Below are 23,350 nucleotides of genomic sequence, written 5' to 3' on the forward strand. Positions count from 1 at the left end.
GGCTAAAAGTGTTTGCGTTTTTCTAGTAAACTTCTATCCAAAATGGGGTTTTCTTGCCCAGTTAATGCCTTGTCAATTTTTTCGATATAATCTAAACTGTCATCAATAAAAAACAGCAAGTTGGGCACTTTTCGAAGTTGCAATCGAACCCTTTGAGACAAATCGTGCTTGATTAACTTGGTATTCGATTGAATGGCAAGCAACGTATCTTTTGCTTTTTCTTGAGGAAAAATGCTCAAATGTACCGATGCTATCGACAAATCAGAGGTTACACTTACTTTTGATACAGAAATGATTAAGTTGGCAATACCGTTTTTTCGTATCTCGCCTTGAAGAATATCCACTAAATCTTTTTGGATAACACCACTAATTTTTTTTTGTCTATTTGTTTCCATTGTGCAAAAATACGATACTTTTTTGTAATAAAAAAATACTAAAACAGAAATGCTTTTTTTATGATAAAAGCCAAAAAAGCGGGTTGTTTTATTAAATAATAAAATAAGTATTTACTGTATTTTTATGATTAAAAATAAAACCTAACAAAAGGCAGTAATGGATCTGAATAAATACTTTTGTTTTTGTCATAAAGAATGTTGTATTTGAGTCCAATAACCATATTATCAGAGCGGTAACCAGCTCCTACAAACAAGCTTGTATTCCAAAAATGAGCAGAGGGCAACTGGTATGTAGCGTTATAAGTAGTATTTACCTTGAGCTGTTCTATATCGACAGACAACTGAATGTTGTCCAAAGGGTTTGCCAAACCAATAAGACTGATGCCATAAATCAAAGAAGTATAATTGTTTTTGACATTTACATAGCTACCCTGAAGCCCAACTCCTGCCGATACATATCGATTAAAATCATATACTGCACTTGGTGCAAGCATGATATTGGTAGCACCCGATGCAAATTGAAGTCCTATACCTCCTCCAAAACGGACTTTTTCTAAAAACGGACTTGATTTTTTGGCCAGATTTTGAGCTACTAAATCGATTGAGAAAAACACAGAACAGCTTAATAATAAGCATTTTACCCTCAAAACTACAACACGATGATTCATGGTTTATAAAGATTTTAAATTTAATTGATAAAAGTAATGAAAAAAATTAATAAATCTATTGTATTTTTGTATTTTTGCCGAAGTATATTTAACAAATCAGGTTATTCACTAATAATTATGGATAGGTTTTCCTTTTTAAACGCAGCACATACAGAGTTTTTTGCTCAATTATATGATCAATATTTAGAAAGTCCCGACAGCGTAGAGCCTAGTTGGAGAGCATTTTTTCAAGGTTTCGATTTTGGAATGACGACTTATAACGAAGAGCAAATTGAGGCTCAAACCGAGCAAATTGTCAATTATGTAACCACAACGGTTGATAACGGACAAGCATCAGAAAAACTTCAAAAAGAATTTAAAGTTCTGAAATTGATTGACGGATATAGAACCCGAGGTCATTTATTTACTCAAACAAATCCTGTAAGAGCCAGAAGGGTTCATACACCCAACTTAGATTTGGAAAATTTTGGATTGACGCAAGCCGATTTAAACACTGTTTTTGATGCTGCAAAAGTATTAGGACAGCAACCTTGCTCGCTTCAAGATATTTTAACCCATCTAAAAAATGTTTATTGCCAACATATTGGTATCGAATATATGTATATGCGAACACCAGAAGTGATGGAATGGATTCAAAACAAATTGAATGTTAATGATAATTTGCCTAAATTTGATGCCAATCAAAAGAAACATATTTTAGAAAAATTAAACGAAGCTGTTTCCTTTGAAAACTTTTTACATACTAAATATGTAGGTCAAAAGCGATTTTCTTTAGAAGGAGGCGAAAGCATTATTCCAGGTTTAGATGCTTTAATTGAAGCCGCAGCCGATAAAGGCGTTGAGCATTTTGTAATGGGAATGGCCCACCGTGGACGGTTGAACGTGTTGGCAAATATTTTTGGAAAAAACACACAAGATATTTTCTCGGAATTTGATGGAAAAGATTATGACAAAGAATATTTTGATGGCGATGTAAAATACCATTTAGGACTTACATCGGAAAGACAAACCCAATCGGGCAAAAAAATCAACATCAATTTAGCCCCAAATCCCTCACATTTAGAAACCGTGGGCGCTGTTATTGAAGGAATTGCACGTGCCAAACAAGATCGTTATTATGCAGACGATTTTTCAAAAGTGCTTCCTATTGCTGTTCATGGCGATGCCGCCGTTTCTGGGCAAGGTATTGTATATGAAATTGTTCAAATGGCCCAATTGGATGGCTACAAAACAGGAGGTACAATACATATTGTAATCAATAATCAGGTTGGATTTACTACAAATTATCAAGATTCTCGTTCTTCTACTTATTGTACAGATATTGCAAAAGTAACCCTATCGCCCGTATTGCACGTCAATGCAGACGATGCCGAAGCTGTAGTTCATGCCATGCTTTTTGCCTTGGATTTCCGTATGCAATTTGGAAGAGATGTATTTATCGATTTGTTAGGTTATAGAAAATACGGACACAACGAAGGCGATGAACCAAGATTTACGCAGCCAATTTTATATAAAATTATAGCCCGTCATAAAAACCCTAGAGATATTTATGCCGAGAAATTAATTGTAGAAGGGATTGTAGATCAGGCTTATTTGACCAAAATTGAAAATGAATACAAAGAGCGTTTAGACGAAAACTTGCAAGCCTCTCGACAAAAAGATTTGACCATTATCAAACCATTTATGCAAGACGAATGGGAAGGTTTTGAACAAGTTTCAGACGATGTAATGCTTCAAAAAGTAGATACCAAATTTGATAAAAACGAATTGGACGACATCATCGAAACGATTTCGACTTTGCCATCAGATAAAAAATTTATTAGCAAAATAACCAAAATTGTCAGTGATAGAAAAACAATGTACAACAACAATTTGATAGATTGGGGTACTGCCGAAGCGTTGGCTTTTGGGTCGTTATTAACAGAGGGTTATGATGTAAGAGTGTCTGGTCAAGACGTAGAAAGAGGTACTTTTTCGCACCGTCATGCCGTTGTAAAGGTAGAAGACAGCGAAGAGGAAGTCATTTTATTGAACGCCTTGAAAAATAAGAAAGGTAATTTCCATATTTTCAATTCTTTGTTGTCTGAATATGGGGTGTTAGGATTTGATTATGGATATGCTTTAGCATCGCCAAAAACTTTGACAATATGGGAAGCTCAATTTGGAGATTTTTCTAATGGCTGTCAAATTATGTTGGACCAATACATTTCATGTGGCGAAGACAAATGGAACAACCAAAATGGTATTGTAATGTTGTTGCCACACGGATACGAAGGACAAGGTGCAGAGCATTCATCTGCTCGAATGGAGCGTTATTTGCAGCTATGTGCCAGACATAATATGTATGTTGCCGACTGCTCTACTCCAGCCAACTTTTTCCATTTGTTGAGAAGACAAATGAAAACCAACTTTAGAAAACCATTAGTTGTATTTTCGCCAAAAAGTTTATTACGTCATCCACAATGTGTTTCTACTCAAGAAGAAATTTACAATGGTGAATTTCAAGAAACCATAGACGACGCTACTGTTGATAAAGCAAAAATAAAAACTTTAGTATTTTGTACAGGTAAATTTTATTATGAAATTGCAGCCGAAAGAGACAAACTAGAACGACATGATGTTGCTATTGTAAGGATAGAACAATTGTTTCCACTACCTGTAGAGCAATTAAAAGAAATTATTGCCCGTTATCCAAATGCCGACGATTATGTTTGGGCTCAAGAAGAACCAAGAAATATGGGTGCTTATAGTTATATGTTAATGAATTTTGATTTGGTAACATGGCGATTGGCATCATTAAAAAATTATGCTGCACCAGCATCTGGAAGCCATACCAGAGACCGTCGCCGTCATGCAGATGCCATTAGAATGGTGTTTGACAAAAATTTATTTAGATAATTAAAACCAAAAAATTCATAATTAAAATATAATAGAGATGATTTTAGAAATGAAAGTCCCTTCACCTGGGGAATCCATCAAAGAAGTAGAAATCGCAACTTGGTTAGTAAAAGATGGCGATTATGTAGAAAAAGATCAAGCGATTGCCGAAGTAGATTCTGATAAAGCTACTTTGGAATTGCCTGCCGAAGCCAGCGGTATTATTACTTTGAAAGCAGAAGAGGGAGATGCTGTTGCTGTAGGAGCTGTTGTTTGTTTGATAGATACTAGTGCTGCAAAACCTTCTGGTAATGCTCCTGCTCCAGTAGCCGAAGCCGTAAAACCTGCTGCCGAAGCTCCAAAAGTAGAAGCTCCAAAACCAGTTGCTCCAGCCGAAACGTATGCTACTCAAGCACCATCGCCTGCGGCTAGAAAAATTTTGGACGAAAAAAATATTGCTCCAGCCTCTATAACGGGAACAGGAAAAGGTGGAAGAATTACAAAAGACGATGCCGTTAATGCGGTTCCTTCTATGGGTACTCCAACAGGTGGCAACAGAGGGTCTAACAAAACCAAATTGTCTATGCTTCGCAGAAAAGTAGCAGAAAGATTGGTAGCCGCCAAAAATGAAACGGCTATGCTTACTACTTTCAACGAAGTAAACATGACGCCAATAAACATCATCAGAAATCAATATAAAGATGCTTTCAAAGCCAAACATGGTGGGTTAGGGCTTGGTTATATGTCTTTCTTTACAAAAGCAGTTACAAGAGCCTTGCAATTGTATCCAGATGTAAACTCTATGATTGACGGAAACGATAAAATATCTTATGATTTTTGTGATATTTCTATTGCGGTTTCTGGTCCAAAAGGCTTGATGGTACCTGTAGTAAGAAATGCCGAAAACCTTACTTTTAGAGGGGTCGAAGCTGAAATCAAACGTTTGGCCATCAAATCTAGAGATGGTCAGATAACTGTAGATGACATGACAGGTGGTACCTTTACCATCACAAATGGTGGTGTATTTGGAAGTATGTTGAGTACTCCAATCATCAACCCTCCTCAATCAGGTATTTTAGGGATGCACAACATTATTGAACGTCCAATTGCTGTAAATGGAAAAGTTGAAATCCATCCCATGATGTATGTAGCCCTTTCTTATGATCACAGAATTATTGATGGTCGTGAGTCTGTTGGTTTCTTGGTGGCCGTAAAAGAAGCCCTTGAAAATCCATTAGAATTATTGATGGGTGGTAATGCTCCAAAAGCATTAGAGTTGTAATACACCATTTTATAATATAAAACCCCCCTATTGAAACTTATTTTCGATAGGGGTTTTTATTTGAAAAAGAATCGAATGATGTTTTCAATCACACGGTTGATTTTTTAGGAATAATGTTTGTACTACATGTTGCTTTAGGGATAGTAATCCTTTTAGAAGCCCCCCAGCCCCAAAAAGGGTGTGTTATTTTGCACGAATAAAGTTTCTGAATGGGGTAATCAAAAAAGATTATTTCACAATATAATATTTCTTTTGGATTTCAATGAACGTTGTTTGAAACGTATTACCCGACCCTTGGGGAACGTCCAAAAGATAGTTGTATTTATTTGATTTTGTTTGTATTTTAATTATTTATGTAAAAAATTTATTATATTAAATATAAACTACTTTTTGTAGTTCTTGACTTTCGATGGCTTTTTCAATAATTGTCATTACCCGCACTCCATCATCAGACGTTACTGGCTCTTCTCTGTTTTGAGTGATGCTTTTGTAAAGTAAATCGTAAAAATGATAATAATTACCCTGTTTGGATTCGACATTTTCTGCAATAGATTTGCCGTCAATTTCCGTATTCAAATAACCACTGGCAGCAATAGGCTCTGTGCCCCATGTAGTCAAATTGGGTTTTTGTCCTGTTTTGAGTTGCTCTTCTTGTACATCGGCTCTTGGTTTTAAAAAACTCCCTTTCTTGCCATGTAGTATGTAGGATGCTGAAGGTTCTTTGACGAAAAAACTAGCTTTTAGTCTAACAGTCAATGATTTGTAATAAAGAAAAATATCGATATAATCATCAACTAAAGTTAAATTTCTGGTTTTGCGAATGTGGGCAAAAACCCGCTCGGGCATGCCAAACAAACACAAGGCTTGGTCTATCAAATGAGGGCCTAAATCTTTCAAAATGCCTGCACCATCGTTTGAAGTTTCTTTATGGATTTTGGGACTTAAATTAGGGTTATACCGATCAAAATGAAATTCGGCTTCTACCAATTCGCCAAGAACACCTTGATTTACAATGCTTTGAACCGTTAAAAAATCACTATCCCAACGGCGATTTTGAAAAACGGCTAATTTTAATTTTTTTTCAAAAGCCAATCGTTGCAATATTTTGGCTTGTTCTAATGTTGCGGTAAAAGCTTTTTCAACCACAACATGTTTGCCCGCCAAAAGTGCTTTTTGAGCATAATCAAAATGGGTGGCAACTGGTGTATTTACTACAATCAAATCAATAGACGGATTGTTTAAAATGGATTCTAAAGAATTAAAACTTTGAACATTGGGATAATCCTTTTGAATATTGGTTTGACTTCGCTCCCATGAACCAACAAGTTCAAAACCAGGATGTACATTTAAAAAAGGAGCATGAAATACTTTGCCAGACATGCCATAAGACAAAAGAGCGGTTTGGATTTTTTGCATATTTGTAAACAAGTTATAAATGTTGTAAAAGTATAAAAAACGACCTCTTATGGATGAAAAACTTTGAAAAAAAATAAAAAATTGATTTTTTTTATATATTTTAGCAAAATAATTATCATTTGATAAGTAATTCATTTTAAAACATCACAAAGTGCTAGATTTTTGGTTTGCCCAATACAAGAATGAAACTTTTTTGGAAATATTACTCGAAATCACAGCAGCATTGTTGGGCTTAGCTAGTGTTTGGTTTTCTAAAAAAAATAACATATTGGTATTTCCAACGGGGCTAGTAAATACAGCTATTTATGCTTATTTGTTTTGGAAATGGAGTTTGCTTGGCGATTCGATGATTAATGTTTATTATTTTGTGATGAGTTTGTATGGTTGGTATCTTTGGCAACAAAAAAGCAATCAAGCCGATTTACCTGTTACGATGATGGACAAATCCGATAGACAAAAGGCTGTGCTTTTGTTTTTAGGGGCGTTAGTTTTTGTGATTACAGTATATATATTTGTCCATAAATTAACCAATTGGATGTCGTACGTAGATACATTGATTACAGGATTGTTTTTTGTAGGCATGTGGCTTATGGCCAAAAAGAAAATAGAAAACTGGCTGTTTTGGATAGTAGGCGACATCATTTCGGTGCCATTATATTTTATAAAAGGCTATACCGTTACGAGTTTACAATATTTTATATTTACAATTATTGCCTTTTATGGCTTTTTAGAATGGAAGAAAATCTTAAACAAAACCAATCCAATATCATAAAAATTGCCTTATTTGGTCCAGAATCAACAGGCAAAACCACTTTGGCAAAACAATTGTCCGATCATTTTAGCACCGTTTGGACGCCTGAATTTGCTCGTGATTATTTGCAAGAAAAATGGCAAAACCATCAGCAAGTTTGCCAGCTCGAAGATATGTTGCCCATTGCTATTGGACAAACCAAGTTGGAAAACGACAATACGCTAAAAACAGAAAAACTGCTTTTTTGCGATACAAACTTGATGGTTACAAAAGTTTTTTCTGATTTGTATTATGGTTTTTGTGATCCAAATTTAGAAAAAGCGGCAAAAAAACATCGTTATGATTTGTTTTTTTTAACAGATGTTGATGTACCTTGGGAAAAAGACGATTTGCGAGACCGACCAACCAATAGGGTAGAAACGTTGGCTTTTTTTGAAAATGCTTTAAAGCAATACAAAAAACCTTACATCAAATTATCAGGTAACAAAGGGGTAAGGTTGCACAAAGCAGTTCAAATTGTTAATGATTTAATCAAAGCCAAAGCATTGGGGTTTTCGTCATTGGAGTTTGTTCAAATGTACGACCATCAATTAGATATCGACACGGTTGCAAACCATTTGGAAATATACAAAAAAGGCATTCCCAAAACTATCTTGGACAGACCTGCCAAAAAAAATGATGGCATTTGGGTTTTTTCTGAAAAAGAATTACAGGATTTTGCCCTTTATTTTGATCAAAAAAAGGAGCAACTCCAACTCCAAAAATTTGTACCCGCATCTGGAGCTGCAAGTAGAATGTTCAAATTTTTGAATGAATTTTTGAATGAATTTGACATTGAAAACGAATCGGTAAACGCTTATATCAATCGAAAAAATGCTACTGATTTGAGTGTTTTTTTAGCTGGATTAGAAAAGTTCCCTTTTTTTGAAAGCGTTTTTGCTACACTACGCACCTTGCACCCTGATTTTATGACGTGGGAAAGGGATAAAAAAATCTTGTTTTTTATTCGATATTTGATAGACACAGACAAGCTGGATTATGCCAATAAGCCTAAAGGTATTTTGCCTTTTCATAAATACCACAATTTGTTGGTGTCGCCAATAGAAGAGCATTTGGCAGAAACCATTGCTTATGCTAATGCCAACGGGGTTTCAAAAGTGCATTTTACAATTTCAGAACACCATCAGGATGCTTTTGAAAAAATTATTGCTAATGCAAAATCACATTTTGAAAACGAGGGTAAAACCACTATCGAAGTTACTTTTTCATATCAAAACACTGCCTCAGACACGCTTTCGGTAACATTGGATAATGAACCTTTTAGAGAGTCGAAAAACAAATTACTGTTTAGACCTGGCGGGCATGGTGCTTTGATTGAAAATTTAGGACAACTTGATGCCGATGTTATTTTTATAAAAAACATTGATAATGTTATTCAAAATAGAACCGAAGCCATTGCTAGTTACAAAAAAGCATTGGCTGGCATCATGCTTGATTTGCAAAAAAATATTTTTTCATATCTACATTGGATAGATCAACAACAAGAGGATGAAGCCATTTTGCAAGAAGTATTGCATTTTTGTAAAATCAATTTAAATATTAAAAGTTTTGATGATTTTGATAAGTTTACTTTTGAAAATAAATTGGTTTACTTGCATGAAATTTTAAACAGACCCATTAGAATATGCGGAATTGTAAAAAATGAAGGAGAACCTGGAGGAGGGCCGTTTTGGGTTAGAGACAAAAAAGGACGGGTGTCGTTGCAAATTGTAGAATCTTCGCAAGTAGATTTAAAAGTGGCTTCACAACTCAAAATCATGCAAAATGCCACCCATTTCAATCCTGTTGATTTGGTTTGTGGTATCAAAAACTATCAGCATCAAAAATTTGATTTGACACAATTTATCGATTTTGAAACTGGTTTTATTGTCGAAAAAAACAAAAATGGTATCGAACTCAAATCCTATGAATTACCAGGATTGTGGAATGGAGCTATGGCTCATTGGATAACCATTTTTGTTCAAGTTCCGTTGATTACTTTCAATCCTGTAAAAACAGTTAATGATTTGCTCAAACCAGCACATCAGCCTCAATCGATTTAAGTAAAATAAAAATATCAAACCAAAAATAACCTTTAAAATTGTATAATTATGACCTTATATCCTATTGAATCAGGAAATTTTAAGCTAGATGGTGGTGCCATGTTTGGCGTTGTTCCTAAAACCATTTGGAACAAAACAAATCCCGCCGATGCTAATAACCTCATAGACATTGCGGCCCGTTGTTTGCTTATTGAAAACGGCAACCGACTGATTTTGATAGACACAGGAATGGGCAATAAACAGTCGGATAAATTTTTTGGTTATTATTCGCTTTGGGGCCATCATTCGATAGACCATTCGTTGAGTCAATGGGGATTTCATCGAGATGATATTACAGATGTGTTTATGACTCACCTGCATTTTGATCATTGTGGTGGTAGCGTTCAATGGAATAAAGACAGAACAGGCTACGAACCTGCTTTTAAAAATGCCCAATTTTGGACAAACAGCAACCATTGGGAGTGGGCCACAAAGCCCAATCCGAGAGAAAAAGCCTCTTTTTTGGCAGAAAATATTTTGCCTATGCAGGAAAGTGGACAATTAAAGTTTATCAACAGACCAGACAATGATTTTTTGCCACAATCAGAATTGGATTTTGGAATTTACTTTGTAGATGGGCACACCGAAAAAATGATGGTACCACATATTCAATATCAAGACAAAACCATTGTTTTTTGTGCCGATTTGTTGCCAACAGCTGGGCATATCCCTTTGCCTTATGTAATGGGTTATGATACCAGACCTTTATTGACCATGCCCGAAAAATCAAAACTTTTAACTGCCGCAGCCGAGCATAATTATTATTTATTTTTAGAGCATGATGCTCATAATCATATAGTTACTGTAGAAAATACCGAACGAGGTATCAGGTTAAAAGACGTATTTCGATGTGATGAAATATTAAAATAAAGTTAATTTGACATTTTTTGTAACAATTTCATATTAATTTTGACTTATCGCAAGCCAGAAGGCTCAAGTTTTACTCATAAAAAAAGGATACATGAAAAAAATACAACTTACACAATGGTCGCTCGTGGCGGCTTTGGCATTTTGCCTTTCGGCCAATGCCCAATCAACAAGTGGCTTTACAACCAAAAAAGCCGCTTTGACAGATAATCAACTCAAAAGATGGAGTCATTTGGATTTAGCCAAAGACAGTATTCCAGGTATGAGTGTGGACAAGGCCTATGCTGAATTACTACAAAACAAAACGGGAGTTCCTGTTATTGTTGGTATTGTAGATTCGGGAGTGGATATTGAACACGAAGATTTGAAATCGGTTATTTGGACTAATAAAAAAGAAATTGCAAACAACGGCATTGATGATGATAAAAATGGATACATCGACGATATTCATGGCTGGAATTTTTTAGGTAATATTACCAAAGAGGATTATGAATATGTACGAATTCTAAAAAACAAAAGCTTGGTAGATGAAGCCACTTATTTAGTAGCAAAATCTTATAATGATAAAAAAGTAGCCGAGGCCAATACCAATATTTTGCAACTCGAACGGGTGTTTGAAGGCACCACAAAAGCAGACGAAGCTTTGCGCAAACATTTAGGAAAAGATACCTATACAGCCGATGATTTAAAAGCCATCAAGTCTGATGATGCTACGCTGATGAGAAGCAGTGCCATTATGCAACAAATGCTCAATTATGGAATGCCTATTGATGCTTTAATCAAAGAAGTTAAAAAAGAATTAGACGATTTTAAGAGCATTGCTAATGGCGATAATTTAAAAAACGACTACCGAAAAATTTTGGGCGACAATCCAGATGATTTGAAGGACAACAAATATGGCGACAACAATGTGATGGGGCCAGATAAAGAAGAAATTTTACATGGAACTCACGTTGCAGGAATTGTAGCTCAAGTCAGAAACAATAATATTGGTGGCGACGGTATTGCCAATCAGGTTCAAATTCTAACGGTAAGAGCGGTTCCAGATGGCGACGAATATGATAAAGACATTGCTTTAGGTATTCGCTATGCGGTGGACAACGGAGCCAAAGTAATCAACGCCAGCTTTGGAAAAGACTTTTCGCCACACCAACAATGGGTTTTTGATGCTATAAAATATGCCGAAAGTAAAGATGTATTGATTGTACATGCTGCAGGTAACGATGCCAAAGACATTGATACGGAGCCAAATTTCCCTAACGACGCTGCCGACAAAAAAAAGGAATTTGCTGATAATGTGATTACCGTTGGGGCATTAAATTTTGAATATGGCAAACAAATGGTTGCTGATTTTTCTAACATTGGAAAAATAAACGTAGATGTATTTGCACCTGGTGTAAAAATATATGCCTCTACTCCAAATAATGGTTACCAATTTTTGCAAGGAACTTCAATGGCTTCGCCCAATGTGGCTGGAGTAGCTGCTTTGATACGTTCGTATTATCCAAAATTATCGGCCAAACAAGTGAAACATATTTTGATGGACTCTGGTACTTCTATTAACGAAAATGTGGCATTTGCTGGCAACGTCAATGATGTTAAACCTTTTGCCTCGCTTTCCAAATCAGGAAAAATTGTGAATGCTTATAACGCATTGAAATTAGCAGCTAAAATGAGTACCCAAAAAGGTAAAAAATAAATAGTCAATTATTTTTTAAACCATAATAATTAATATAAAAAAGGTTCTTTTGATTTTCTCAAAAGAACCTTTTTTGACTTTACTAAATACATCAATATATACCTTTACCTACTTGTGCTTTTTTTTGAAGTACCGAATTTTTGTACTATTTGATGTTTGGTCAATATCCAAAAGTTATTGTGTTTATCCAGCATCATAATCGATAAACCCATCGACGCTTGTTGCAATCAAATGATGGAGTATATTAACGAGTATTTGATTGTAAACCAAAAATATTATAAAAATTTTTGTATCTGAAATGCCAATTCAGTAAACTCATTGGCTGTTAGCGTTACTTTGTTTATAAACCTCATTTCGTCCATTTCGTTGATTGGAATCAAATGAACATGAGCATGTGGCACTTCTAAACCCACAACAGCTACGCCAACTCGTTTGCAAGGCAACGCTTTTTCTAAGGCAGCAGCAACTTTTTTGGCAAAAAGCATTAACTCAGTATATTGTTCGTCTGACAAATCAAACAATTTGTCAATTTCTTGTTTTGGAATACAAAGTGTATGTCCTTTTGCATTTGGATTGACATCTAAAAAAGCTAAAAAATCGGATGTTTCTGCTATTTTGTAACAAGGAATATCACCGTTTACAATTTTTGTAAAAATAGAACTCATAAAATAGGGTGGTGTTAAGCGGATTAATCGCGGGTAATTTCAATAATTTCAAATTGTATCTTACCATTAGGTACTGTTACTTCGGCTATTTCTCCAACGGATTTACCCAAAAGGCCTTTGCCAATAGGCGATGTAACCGATATTTTACCGCTTTTAAGGTCGGCTTCACTTTCTGCAACAAGGGTATAAGTCATAGTGGCACCATTTGCCATATTTTTGATTTTTACTTTTGAAAGTACCAATGCTTTAGACACATCCAACTGCGATTCGTCTATTAATCGGGCATTTGCATGTATTTCTTCTAGCTTTGCTATTCTCATTTCTAGCAAACCTTGTGCCTCTTTTGCGGCATCATACTCTGCATTTTCAGATAAATCCCCTTTATCGCGTGCATCGGCAATATCTTGCGATGCTTTTGGACGCATGACATTTTTTAGATAATCTAACTCTTCTCTTAATTTTTTTAAACCTTCGGCTGTGTAATACGATACTGCACTCATAAATTTGTTATTTATATAAATAGAAAAAATCCCATCTCGACGGGATTTTTTTCCACAAAGATATTATTTTTTTTATTAATTCAAATTTTTTTAACTATTTTGAGTTTCAAAGTTACATAATTAAAATTTATTTTAGTTCAAAAAAAAAATTTTTTTTTCAACAGAAAACATATTATTTACTCTAATTAAAATATTACTTTTATGGTTTATTTAAAAAGTATTTAAAATGATGGTATTTAGAAAATTAATAGAACATATAACGAGCTCGTTTTATAAAAAAATAGTGGTTTTTATATTCATTGGATGTTTGTTTTCGTGTTCAAAAGAAACCATAAACAACAACAATCCTTATTTGCCAAATTATACTTTTACCTACAATGTAGATTTGAATTTGCCTAGTCATTCAAACCTACAATTTGCAGGAAACGGTATTACAGTAACCACTCAAGGAGTTGGGGTTCGGGGTGTTTTTGTGTTCAATACAGGAAGTGGCTATACCGCTTGGGATATGGCATGTCCTAATCAGAGTTTGAGCAGTTGCTCTACCATGACGTTGAGTGGCATCAATGCTGTTTGTCCGTGCGACGACAAAAAATACAGTTTATATACAGGACAATCTGCGGGTATGACTTACCCCTTAAAAGCCTATAGAGTAGAGGTGAACGGAACAGTTTTGAGGATATACAACTAACAAAAAATGCAGAATAAATTATGTAACACCACATTTTTATTTGCAATAATGCTTTTTTTATAATTTTACAAATTCATTTTTAGTCAAAAAAAATCTAGTTTATACAATATTTTTTGTATTTTTACAGCATTTAATCTTATTTTTGATACCCGTTTATAAGCTGTCAGATCAAGTGGTCTAAAATATTGCAAATAAACAGCTTATGACATTTTTATGTTAAGTCATAACAATAAATATAGGTATGTTACAAAAACAAGAGATAATGAAACAATGAGCTTTAAGACCACTTAACAAAAAGTATCGATATGAAAATCAGAGCCACACTCAAACAAATTGCTAAAGAATTAGGAGTATCTGTTTCTACTGTTTCTAAAGCTTTAAATGACAGCCCCGAAATTAGTGAACCTACCAAGATAAAAATTCAGGAATATGCTAAATTAAAAAATTACAAACCCAATTTGACAGCGCTGAATTTAAAAAATCGAAGCACCAAAACCATTGGTGTTATTATACCAAATATACTCAACTCTTTTTTTGCAAAAGTATTTAGTGGCATCGAAAAAGTAGCCGAAGCCAAAGGATACAATGTAATAACGTGTATTTCTAACGAAAGCTTGGAAAAAGAAATTCATGCTCTCGAAATGTTGAGCAATGGCACAATTGATGGATTTATCCTATCGATTGCAGAAGAAGCACAAAAATTGGGTGAATTTTCTCATTTTTTAGAAATAATAAAAGAAGGAATTCCAATTGTAATGTTTGATAGAATAGCCGATGAAGTGCATTGTGATAAAGTAGTAGTTGATGATTATGAATCGGCATTAAATGCCATGCAACATTTGATAGATTCACAATGTAGCAGCATTGCCTTGTTTTCGTCGATTGATAATTTAAGTGTAGGCAAGCTTAGAACAAAAGGATATTTTGACGCACTAGAAAAAAACAACATATCCATAGACCCTCAAATCATAATCAGAACCGATAATGAACATGAATTTAATATACAAGCTACGGCATTATTTGACACACAAAAAGTAGATGGTATTTTTGCTTTAGACGAGCATGCCTCTGTATCGGCAATGAAAATGAGCCTAAAAGCAGGTTATAAAATTCCAGATGAGGTATCTGTCATTGGATTTGCAGATGGTGTTTGGTCCAGAAGACTCACACCAAGCTTGTCCACCGTGAGCCAACATGGCCCTGAAATTGGTGAAGCAGCTGCCCAACTTTTGATAGCACGATTAGAAAGCAAACTGGAAAATTACCATTACAAAACAGAAATTATCAAAACAGAACTGCGTCAAAGAGAATCAACCAAAAAAATAGGCTAATTCATTTTGATTGCTGTTTTTGATATAAATGATATTGGGGTAAAACAGCAAGCGGATGTACAAAAGTGAATTGTAAAAGCAAGTAAATTATTATATTTTTATTTTAAAAAAATAAATATATAGGTAAGTGATTTTTTTATTGAAAGGATAAAATCATTATTTATGTTGATTGTTACTATGAAATTATTGATATAAACAACTTTGCATTTATCTAAATACAAGTATTGATTTTTAGTGTAATTGATAAAATATCAATAAGTTAGTAATGCGTTATATCCCGCCTGAACCCTTTGGAGTGCTAGTTAATAAAAAACAAATGACACTGCTATAGAAAACCCCTCTGTTGTGCCCTCATTCCAATACAAAAACCACAACCTTAAAAAGTTGTGGTTTTTTTGTAGGTTTAAGAGGGGTATAAATTTTGATAAATATTAAAAAAAAAAGCTAATTTTGTAAAAAAATAAAAGATGCGATATTTAGACCCCAAAAACGATTTGGTTTTTAAGCGGATTTTTGGCGAACATCCTCATTTATTGATGAGTTTGCTCAACGAACTTTTGCCATTGGAGGTGCCCATCAAAAAAATAAAATACCTGCCAACCGAAATGGTGCCTCGCATTCCTGTTTTTAAAAATTCGATTGTAGATGTGCGTTGTTATGACGAAAACGACCGCCAGTTTATCGTAGAAATGCAAATGCTTTGGACAGATTCTTTCAAAAGCCGGGTGGTTTTTAACGCTTCAAAAGCTTATATCAAACAAATTGAGCGAGGCGAAGAGTATAAAAATTTGGAACCCGTTTATTCGTTAAGCATTGTAAATGAAGTGTTTGAACCTTTGCTTGACGACTATTTCCATCATTATAAAATAACCCACACCGAACATTCTGATAAAATTATCGAAGGTTTGGAATTTATTTTTATTGAATTGCCAAAATTTAAAAGTAAACAAATAAGAGATAAAAAGTTGAATGTTTTGTGGCTTCGATTTTTATCAGAAATAAAAGACGGACAAGAAGATATTCCCGAGGATTTTAAAAACGACCCTTCGATATTAGAAGCCTCGGAATATGCAAAAGAAAGTGCTTATACCAAATCCGAGTTAGAAGCTTATGACCGTTATTGGGATTCTATTTCTAGCGAAAAAACCTTAATTACAGAGGCTTATGATGTAGGGAAAGTAGAAGGAAAGATAGAAGGAAAGATAGAAGGGAAAGTAGAAGGGAAAATAGAAAGAGATAATGAAATCATCCTTAATGGTTACAACAATGGGTTTTCTATTACTCAATTGGTTCAATTAACCAATCTGACGGAACAAGAGGTGCTTATGATTTTGAGAGATAACGGAATTGAGGTTTAAAAGGAATTTACCCCGTCAATATCCCATGCCATAGGTTTTTTTTAAAAATCCTTGCTCATCGTAACACCTCCAAAAGTGGCAATCTAGCCCCGACTGGAGTGGAAATCCTTTTTGTTTTTTCTTTAAAAACAAAAAGATTGTAGCGTAAGGCGGGAACTGGCCCTGCGTGGAAATACCAAAAGTGGCGGCTCCTCATTTTGAAATGTTTTTGGGGTTTAATTTGAATTTATTGTAATATTTGTTTTATTTTATTAATTATTTCATCGACTTTGATGGTTTGCATGACGTTTTCGTATCCTGCTACTTTTTTGTTTCCATAAATAGAGGTGGGCAAGAGAGGGTACTGATTTCTGTTGGGCACAAGGGCATAGTCTATGGGCTGGTTGAAGGGCAAAAAACCTGCATAAGGGTGGGTTGCTCCCCATAGGGTGAGTACTTTTTTGCCTAGCATGGCGGCTATATGGGCGTTGCCGCTATCCATAGAAAGCATGAGGTCTAATTGGCTGATTAAGGCCATTTCTGTTGCTAGGTCGAAGCATCCTGCCATGTTGTAAACATTTGGATGAGTTGCTGCGAGGGTTGTCAAGAGTTGTTTTTCTTTTTGTCCTCCGCCAAACAAAAATACTTCATAATCAGGATTTTGTGCGAGGTTTTGTATTAGTTTTTGCATCAAATCAAAGGGGTAAACTTTGGATTGATATTGTGCAAAAGGGGCAATTCCTAGGTGCTTTTTGTTGGGTTTTATCAGGTTTTGTATGGCTTTGTTGGGCTGAAAATTTGGAAATATTGGGCTGGCATTTTTGATTTGAAAGCCTAATTGTTCTAAAACTTCAATTTGTCTGTCGAAAACGGTTGTTAGCGGTTTGAAAATTTTGTTTTTGGGTCTGGTAAGGGCTTTTTTGACTTTTCGGGCTTTGTTGATTTGTGCCGTTTGAATGCCAGAAAAGGCCATCAATTGGCTTACAATTTTTGATCGAAGGACGTTGTGCCAATCGGCAAAAGCATCGGGTTTTAACTTTTTTAGATCGATAAACAAACGGAGGTTTCCTATAAACCCTTTGTGCCTTTTTTTGTCGTCGAAAGCAAAGAATGTTAGGTTTGGAATGTCGTCGAAAAAGGGTTTGAAAAAGGGCCTAGAAACCATGGTTATTTTTAAATTGGGATACAAATGGGCAAGTTTTCTGATGTTTGGCACGGTCATGGCAACATCGCCCATGGCAGATAGCCTGAATATCATAAGGTGTTTTATGGGTTTGCTCATGTTTTTTTTTGGAATTTAATATTAATAATGGGCTTTGTACCATACTTTCATCCACTCTCGTTTGAGTATTAAAAAGCATACTTGATTGGCCAGGACAACTAAATCTGACCCGTCTAATGCTTTGATTTGATTTTCTGGAACGTCGATAATGTAGAGTAAATTGAGGTATGAGCCAAATTTGTGGGCTATGAGTTGGTATATTTTTTCGTGCAAAACATGTTGTAAGTCTTCGGGGGCTATATCTGGTTTGCAATCTAATGCTTCGTTGGCCAAATTAAAATCTTTGGTAATTTGTACTACAAGTTTTGAATACAAGTTCTGATTTGTAGCTGTTTCCCATAAGGCTTTAGGGTGTTGTGGCGTTTCAAAAGTCATTATACGGTGCGTTTCATTAAATTTTGTCCAAATACATGTAGTATCTGTTTTTTTTCTGGCTCTATATCCAATGGTTGTAATACATCAAAAGCTTTTTGAGTGTATAATGCTATGGCATTTTGAGTGTTTTCAGCGGCTTTTGTGTCTGTAAAAATTTGTTTTACAAGTGCAATTTTTTGGGTATTGTCTTCTATATTTTGTTGGTATAAATCTAGCAGTTGCTGTTTTTGTGTTTGGTCGGCATTTTGGAGTGCCGTCAAATATAAATATGTTTTTTTGTTTTCAATAATATCGCCACCTACTTGTTTGCCAAAAGTTTTAGGATCGCCAAAAGCGTCTAAAAAATCGTCTTGAAGCTGAAATGCAATACCTAAATTTAGTCCAAAATCATAAATTAGTTGTGCATTTTCTAATGAAGTTTGAGCAATGATGGCACCCATTTTTAGGGCTGCGGCTACTAAAACGGCTGTTTTATATTCAATCATTTTGAGGTATTCGTTTATGGAAACACCAACTCTGGTTTCAAAATCTACATCCCATTGTTGTCCTTCGCAAACTTCGAGTGCGGTTTTTGAAAATAATTTTGCCAAATCTCTAAAAACGGGTGGTTCGTATTGCTCAAAATATTGGTAAGCCAATATCAACATGGCATCGCCCGAGAGGATGCCTGTGTTGATGTTCCATTTTTCATGTACGGTTTGATGCCCTCTTCTAAGTGGGGCATCGTCCATAATATCGTCGTGAATTAATGAAAAATTATGAAAAGTTTCTACTGCCATTGCAGCAGGAAGGGCTTGTTTGTAATTGGCATTAAAGATTTCTGCCGACATTAAGGTTAATACAGGTCGCATTCTTTTGCCCCCAAGCGATAAGATATAGTCAATAGGGTTGTATAAATTTTGTGGTTCTTTGAGGTACGATTGTTTTTGTAAGTACGCTACAAATAGACTTTGATATTCTGAAATGGTGTGCATGTTTTGTTTTTTGGCAAATTTATAATTTTATTTAATGATTATTTTAAACAAATAACCAAAAATATCCTTTTTTTTAATCATTATTTGACTTCTTTTACTAAGTATATAAAAGCAGGAAAGTGATCGCTAAAACCTACCTCGTTCAAAGAGTGTCTTAATGGATAACCTTTGTAGGCACCTGTAGTTTGTACCATAAAGGATTTGTTGTATATGCCAGACTTCCAATACATAAAGGTCGAAAAATCCTTCTGTAATAAAGTTTCAGAAACCATGATTTGATCAAATATATCTCCAGCATCTCTATAAAATAGGGTGGCATTACCGTCTTTTGCCATTTGTTCAAAGGGGTTGTAAACGCCAAATTTGGCAACATCATTTCGAGACAATTTGGCTCCAATTCCTTTCTTAACAGAGTTGTTGTAAGGGCCGTCATTTAAGTCACCCATTGAAATAATTTTGGCATTTGGATTTATTTTATAAATAGAGTCCATAATTTTTCGGTTCAATCGGCCCGCTTCTTCTCTAAAAGGGCTGCTCTTTTTTTCGCCACCCGACCTTGAAGGCCAGTGGTTTACTAATACATGTACCTCTTCGCCATCTAAAAAACCGGTAACCAACAAAATATCACGAGTATAAATCCTGTGATTATTCACATAATCGGTTTTGTCATTTTCCATTTTGTCTTCATCTGTTTCTTTTTCTTTGGAATCTTTAGCTTGATTTTTATAAATAAGTAAAGGAATATTTGAAGTACTAGTGGGTTGAAAATATTTTTTTTGATACAACAATGCCACATCAATGCCACGATGGTCTGGCGAATCAAAATGAACAATGCCATAATTGTATTTGGCTAATTGAGGTTCTTTTATCAAATCTTCTAGCACACCCCGATTTTCAATTTCAGATCCTCCAATAAGCGTAGGGGCATTTGGGTTATCAGGAGTGCCAATGCCAGAAAGTACACGGGACAAATTTTTTAGTTTTTGATGGTATTTTTCAGATGTCCAGTTTTGGGCTCCATTTGGAAGCCATTCTTCGTCGTTGTTTGGATTGTTGATGGTGTCAAATAAATTTTCAAAATTATAAAAAGCAACCGTGTGTATGGCCACTTTTTTAGCTTGAGATTGTACCGCCGCAATTGAGAATAACACAAAAATGAAGGTAATAATTTTTCTAATTTTCATATTTAATAGCATTTTAATTAAAAAGTTTAACATAAACTTGGCAACAAAAGTAATTAATATTAATATAAAATGTACTTTTGCACTATTAAGAAATAATAATTCCTTGTTATAAGGATGATTTAATTAGATGTAATTTATGAAAAAACTTGTTATTAGTACTTTATTAGTTATGCAAGTATTTTGGGTGTTTGGACAAACTGCTTCCAAAATTACAGGAAGAGTTTTAGACTCCAAAACCAAAAATGCCATTCAAAACGTAGAAGTTAGTCTTCAAAACACCCATTTGACGGAGCTAACAAACCCAAATGGTGAATTTGAACTTTCAAATGTAGCCTTTGGAATACAAATTATAAAAATTAGTAGCCAAGGTTATGTAGAACAACAAATTCAAATAACGGTTGAGAATGGCAAAACAACCTCTGTTGGCGACGTTTTTTTTGAAAGAAGACGTAACAACCGAACAACAAAACAGTTTGATAACCATTACAGAAGGTGCTTTGAACGACGAAGTGAATGGATCCGAAAGTACAGCAAGTTTATTGCAATCTAGTAGAGATGCCTTTTTGCAAGTAGCCGCTTTTAATTTAGGTCAGGCCCGATTTAGTGTAAGAGGAATTGACAATGAATATTCTAGCGTAATGATTAACGGTATTTTGATGAATAAAATGGCCGATGGTCGCCCACAGTATGGTGATTGGGGAGGCTTAAATGATGTTACTAGAAATCAAGAGTTTACAAATGGTTCTGCTCCTTCTGATTATATTTTTGGAGGTATTGCTGGAACTCAAGAAATCAATACAAGAGCGTCGTTGTATAGAAAAGGTAGCCGTATTTCGTTTTTAAATACCAATACCAATTATAGTTTTAGAGCCATGGCTACTACTTCGTCTGGAATGCAAACAGATGGTTGGGCATATACGCTTTCGGCTGGAAGACGATGGGCTGAAAACGGCTATTTTGATGGTACTAATTACAGCGCCAATTCGCTTTTTGCCAGTGTCGAAAAGAGAATCAACAACAAACATAGCTTGAACTTTACCTCTATCCTTGCTCAAAACAAACGAGGTAAAAATTCGCCAAATACACAAGAAACTTTAGACTTGATGAGCGATAAATACAATTCATATTGGGGATTTCAAGAAGGAGAAAGAAGAAATTCTCGTTATAAAAAATCTGAAGAACCCATGGTAATGCTCACTCATTATTGGACTGTGAATGACAAAACCAGAATCAACACCTCTCTAGCTTTTCAAACGGGTCAAATAGGCAATAGCCGATTGGATTATACCAAAGTAGATAATCCAGACCCTACTTATTATAGAAAACTACCAAGTTATTATACCAATTATTTTAATAACGATGTATTTGTGGGTAACACCCCATTTTATGTGAATGCGGCAGCAGTAACACGAGCTAATTTTTTAGCCAATCCACAGTTAGATTGGAAAAATATCTACAAAATTAATCAAGAAAATTTAGCTAACGGCAGCAGAATTGTGCTTTATGAAGACCGTAATGACGAAAATATTGTAACTTTTAATACTAATTTAGCTTCGCAACTAACAGATCACATATTTGTAAATGCTGGTTTGAATTATCAAAATTCGATTACCAAAAATTTTAAGAAAATGGTCGATTTATTAGGAGGTAATTATTTTACAGATGTCGCTACTTTTGGATTATATGGCGATCAAAACCAATCGGATTTGAACAATCCAAATAGAATTATTGGCAAAAATGACCAATACGGCTATAATTATAATATTGAAGCTTCAAGATTTGACTTTTTTACCCAATTCAAATTTGTATTTAAAAAAATAGATTTTTATTTGGCACAATCTTTTTCCAAATCAGCTTATCAGCGAGAAGGTTTATACAAAAACGGTTATTATCCTGATAATTCCTTTGGCAAAAGCGAGACAATTGATTTTGAAAATTTTGGTTTCAAAGGTGGTTTTACTTATAAAATTTCGGGGAAACATTATGTTGATTTTAACGGTATTTATATGTCAAAAGCTCCAAATACTAAAGATGTTTTTGCCAATGCCCGTGTTAATAATTTTATTACAGAAAATATTGAAAATGAAAAAATTAATGGAGGCGATTTGAGTTATATCATCAAAACACCAAAATTCAAATCCAGAATTTCGGCTTATTATATCGAAACTAAAAACAGTACCGACATCAATTTTTATTATGCAGACGGTGTCAGTGTAGGCACAAGCAGCGGTGCTTTTGTTTCGGAAATTGTTACTGGAATCAACAAACGCAACAAAGGACTCGAAGTGGGATTGGAATACCAACTTTCTGCAACGGTAAAGTTTACAGGAGTTGCGGCTTTGGGTAATTATACCATAACAAACAATCCAGACGTTAAATTGTCTAATGATTTGGCTGCCAATGTGGTGTCTTACGGAGCTGCCAATTTAGCGGGTTATAAATTATCTGGTTCGCCTCAACAGGCTTTCTCTTTTGGTGCAGAATACAGAGACCCCAAATTTTGGTGGATTGGTACTAATATCAATTATTTAGCAGAAAGTTATGTGGATGTTTCCACCATCAAAAGAACCAACAGCTACTTTACTTCGCCAGACAATGCTGGCATTACCATCGATCCAGCTAAAGCCGACAATTATTTAAAACAAGAAAAACTAAATCCATTTTATTTGCTCAATGTTGTAGGTGGAAAATCTTGGAGAATACAAGGCAAAACGTTTGGTTTATTTGCCAATATTAATAATCTTTTGAATGTGGCTTATAAAACGGGTGGTTTTGAACAATCCAGAAATGCAACTTACAAACAAGATTACCAAGACCATTATAGTGGCGGTAATTTAGTTTTTGGTCCAAAATACTTTAATGGTTACGGACGTACTTATATGATTAATATTTATTTGAATTTTTAAATATATACA

Annotated in this window: 20 protein-coding genes; 11 read left to right on the plus strand and 9 right to left on the minus strand. The window is 34.7% G+C overall.

Annotated features, from left to right (window positions below; all coding sequences use genetic code 11):
- Positions 1 to 2: 2 nt before the first annotated feature.
- Entirely contained in the window at positions 3 to 395 is a 393-nt protein-coding gene (gene rbfA, locus FBFL15_RS01545) for a 30S ribosome-binding factor RbfA (RefSeq protein WP_014082917.1), read from the minus strand.
- Positions 396 to 523: 128 nt separating this feature from the next.
- Positions 524 to 1,063, minus strand: coding sequence for a hypothetical protein (locus FBFL15_RS01550; RefSeq protein WP_014082918.1), 540 nt, complete (start codon positions 1,061 to 1,063; stop codon positions 524 to 526).
- A 117-nt stretch (positions 1,064 to 1,180) separates the two neighbouring features.
- Between FBFL15_RS01550 and FBFL15_RS01555 the strand changes: the two genes are divergently transcribed.
- Complete coding sequence (locus tag FBFL15_RS01555; protein WP_014082919.1) at positions 1,181 to 3,961, plus strand: 2-oxoglutarate dehydrogenase E1 component; 2,781 nt, start codon at positions 1,181 to 1,183, stop codon at positions 3,959 to 3,961.
- Positions 3,962 to 3,998: 37 nt separating this feature from the next.
- Entirely contained in the window at positions 3,999 to 5,222 is a 1,224-nt protein-coding gene (gene odhB, locus FBFL15_RS01560) for a 2-oxoglutarate dehydrogenase complex dihydrolipoyllysine-residue succinyltransferase (protein ID WP_014082920.1), read from the plus strand.
- A 372-nt stretch (positions 5,223 to 5,594) separates the two neighbouring features.
- Here odhB and FBFL15_RS01565 read toward each other — a convergent pair whose 3' ends face one another.
- Positions 5,595 to 6,638, minus strand: a complete 1,044-nt coding sequence (locus tag FBFL15_RS01565; protein WP_014082921.1) for a Gfo/Idh/MocA family oxidoreductase — start codon at positions 6,636 to 6,638, stop codon at positions 5,595 to 5,597.
- 151 nt (positions 6,639 to 6,789) lie between these two features.
- Here FBFL15_RS01565 and pnuC point away from each other — a divergent pair, with 151 nt between their 5' ends.
- From pnuC to FBFL15_RS01585, 4 genes are all read left to right on the plus strand, one after another.
- On the plus strand, positions 6,790 to 7,410 hold the full coding sequence (pnuC, locus tag FBFL15_RS01570; protein WP_014082922.1) for a nicotinamide riboside transporter PnuC: 621 nt from the start codon (positions 6,790 to 6,792) through the stop codon (positions 7,408 to 7,410).
- A complete protein-coding gene (locus FBFL15_RS01575) occupies positions 7,371 to 9,491 on the plus strand; it encodes a DUF4301 family protein (RefSeq protein ID WP_014082923.1) in 2,121 nt (706 codons plus the stop codon). Before pnuC ends, FBFL15_RS01575 begins: the two co-directional genes overlap by 40 nt.
- A 48-nt stretch (positions 9,492 to 9,539) precedes the next feature.
- Positions 9,540 to 10,400, plus strand: coding sequence for an MBL fold metallo-hydrolase (locus FBFL15_RS01580; RefSeq protein ID WP_014082924.1), 861 nt, complete (start codon positions 9,540 to 9,542; stop codon positions 10,398 to 10,400).
- A gap of 91 nt (positions 10,401 to 10,491) precedes the next feature.
- Positions 10,492 to 12,096 carry a S8 family peptidase gene (locus tag FBFL15_RS01585; RefSeq protein ID WP_014082925.1) on the plus strand — a complete coding sequence of 535 codons (1,605 nt, stop codon included), beginning with the start codon at positions 10,492 to 10,494 and terminating at the stop codon, positions 12,094 to 12,096.
- A gap of 275 nt (positions 12,097 to 12,371) precedes the next feature.
- Here FBFL15_RS01585 and FBFL15_RS01590 read toward each other — a convergent pair whose 3' ends face one another.
- Together FBFL15_RS01590 and greA are read right to left on the minus strand one after the other, a co-directional pair.
- Positions 12,372 to 12,761 carry an HIT family protein gene (locus tag FBFL15_RS01590; protein WP_014082926.1) on the minus strand — a complete coding sequence of 130 codons (390 nt, stop codon included), beginning with the start codon at positions 12,759 to 12,761 and terminating at the stop codon, positions 12,372 to 12,374.
- A gap of 23 nt (positions 12,762 to 12,784) precedes the next feature.
- Complete coding sequence (gene greA / locus FBFL15_RS01595; RefSeq protein WP_014082927.1) at positions 12,785 to 13,261, minus strand: transcription elongation factor GreA; 477 nt, start codon at positions 13,259 to 13,261, stop codon at positions 12,785 to 12,787.
- Between the two features lie 226 nt (positions 13,262 to 13,487).
- Between greA and FBFL15_RS01600 the strand changes: the two genes are divergently transcribed.
- The 3 genes from FBFL15_RS01600 (at position 13,488) to FBFL15_RS01610 (ending at position 16,641) form a co-directional block, all read left to right on the plus strand.
- Positions 13,488 to 13,952, plus strand: coding sequence for a Rieske (2Fe-2S) protein (locus tag FBFL15_RS01600; RefSeq protein WP_014082928.1), 465 nt, complete (start codon positions 13,488 to 13,490; stop codon positions 13,950 to 13,952).
- Positions 13,953 to 14,257: 305 nt separating this feature from the next.
- Positions 14,258 to 15,283 (plus strand): LacI family DNA-binding transcriptional regulator, encoded by a 1,026-nt coding sequence (locus tag FBFL15_RS01605; protein ID WP_014082929.1) that lies wholly within the window; start codon positions 14,258 to 14,260, stop codon positions 15,281 to 15,283.
- Between the two features lie 467 nt (positions 15,284 to 15,750).
- Positions 15,751 to 16,641, plus strand: a complete 891-nt coding sequence (locus tag FBFL15_RS01610; RefSeq protein WP_014082930.1) for an Rpn family recombination-promoting nuclease/putative transposase — start codon at positions 15,751 to 15,753, stop codon at positions 16,639 to 16,641.
- 226 nt (positions 16,642 to 16,867) lie between these two features.
- On the opposite strand, the gene FBFL15_RS01615 is transcribed toward FBFL15_RS01610, so the two are convergent.
- From FBFL15_RS01615 to FBFL15_RS01630, 4 genes are all read right to left on the minus strand, one after another.
- Positions 16,868 to 17,902: a glycosyltransferase family 9 protein gene (locus FBFL15_RS01615; protein ID WP_014082931.1), complete on the minus strand. Its 1,035-nt coding sequence runs from the start codon at positions 17,900 to 17,902 to the stop codon at positions 16,868 to 16,870.
- Between the two features lie 21 nt (positions 17,903 to 17,923).
- On the minus strand, positions 17,924 to 18,277 hold the full coding sequence (locus FBFL15_RS01620; RefSeq protein ID WP_014082932.1) for a hypothetical protein: 354 nt from the start codon (positions 18,275 to 18,277) through the stop codon (positions 17,924 to 17,926).
- Positions 18,277 to 19,251 carry a polyprenyl synthetase family protein gene (locus FBFL15_RS01625; RefSeq protein WP_014082933.1) on the minus strand — a complete coding sequence of 325 codons (975 nt, stop codon included), beginning with the start codon at positions 19,249 to 19,251 and terminating at the stop codon, positions 18,277 to 18,279. The genes FBFL15_RS01620 and FBFL15_RS01625 overlap by 1 nt, the downstream gene beginning before the upstream one ends.
- Positions 19,252 to 19,331: 80 nt before the next feature.
- Positions 19,332 to 20,435 (minus strand): endonuclease/exonuclease/phosphatase family protein, encoded by a 1,104-nt coding sequence (locus FBFL15_RS01630; RefSeq protein ID WP_014082934.1) that lies wholly within the window; start codon positions 20,433 to 20,435, stop codon positions 19,332 to 19,334.
- Positions 20,436 to 20,571: 136 nt separating this feature from the next.
- Here FBFL15_RS01630 and FBFL15_RS16740 point away from each other — a divergent pair, with 136 nt between their 5' ends.
- Positions 20,572 to 20,985 carry a carboxypeptidase-like regulatory domain-containing protein gene (locus tag FBFL15_RS16740; protein ID WP_231847479.1) on the plus strand — a complete coding sequence of 138 codons (414 nt, stop codon included), beginning with the start codon at positions 20,572 to 20,574 and terminating at the stop codon, positions 20,983 to 20,985.
- Complete coding sequence (locus FBFL15_RS01635; RefSeq protein ID WP_231847480.1) at positions 20,909 to 23,341, plus strand: TonB-dependent receptor; 2,433 nt, start codon at positions 20,909 to 20,911, stop codon at positions 23,339 to 23,341. Before FBFL15_RS16740 ends, FBFL15_RS01635 begins: the two co-directional genes overlap by 77 nt.
- Positions 23,342 to 23,350 lie beyond the last annotated feature (9 nt).

This window comes from Flavobacterium branchiophilum FL-15 (assembly GCF_000253275.1).
GTDB lineage: Bacteria > Bacteroidota > Bacteroidia > Flavobacteriales > Flavobacteriaceae > Flavobacterium > Flavobacterium branchiophilum.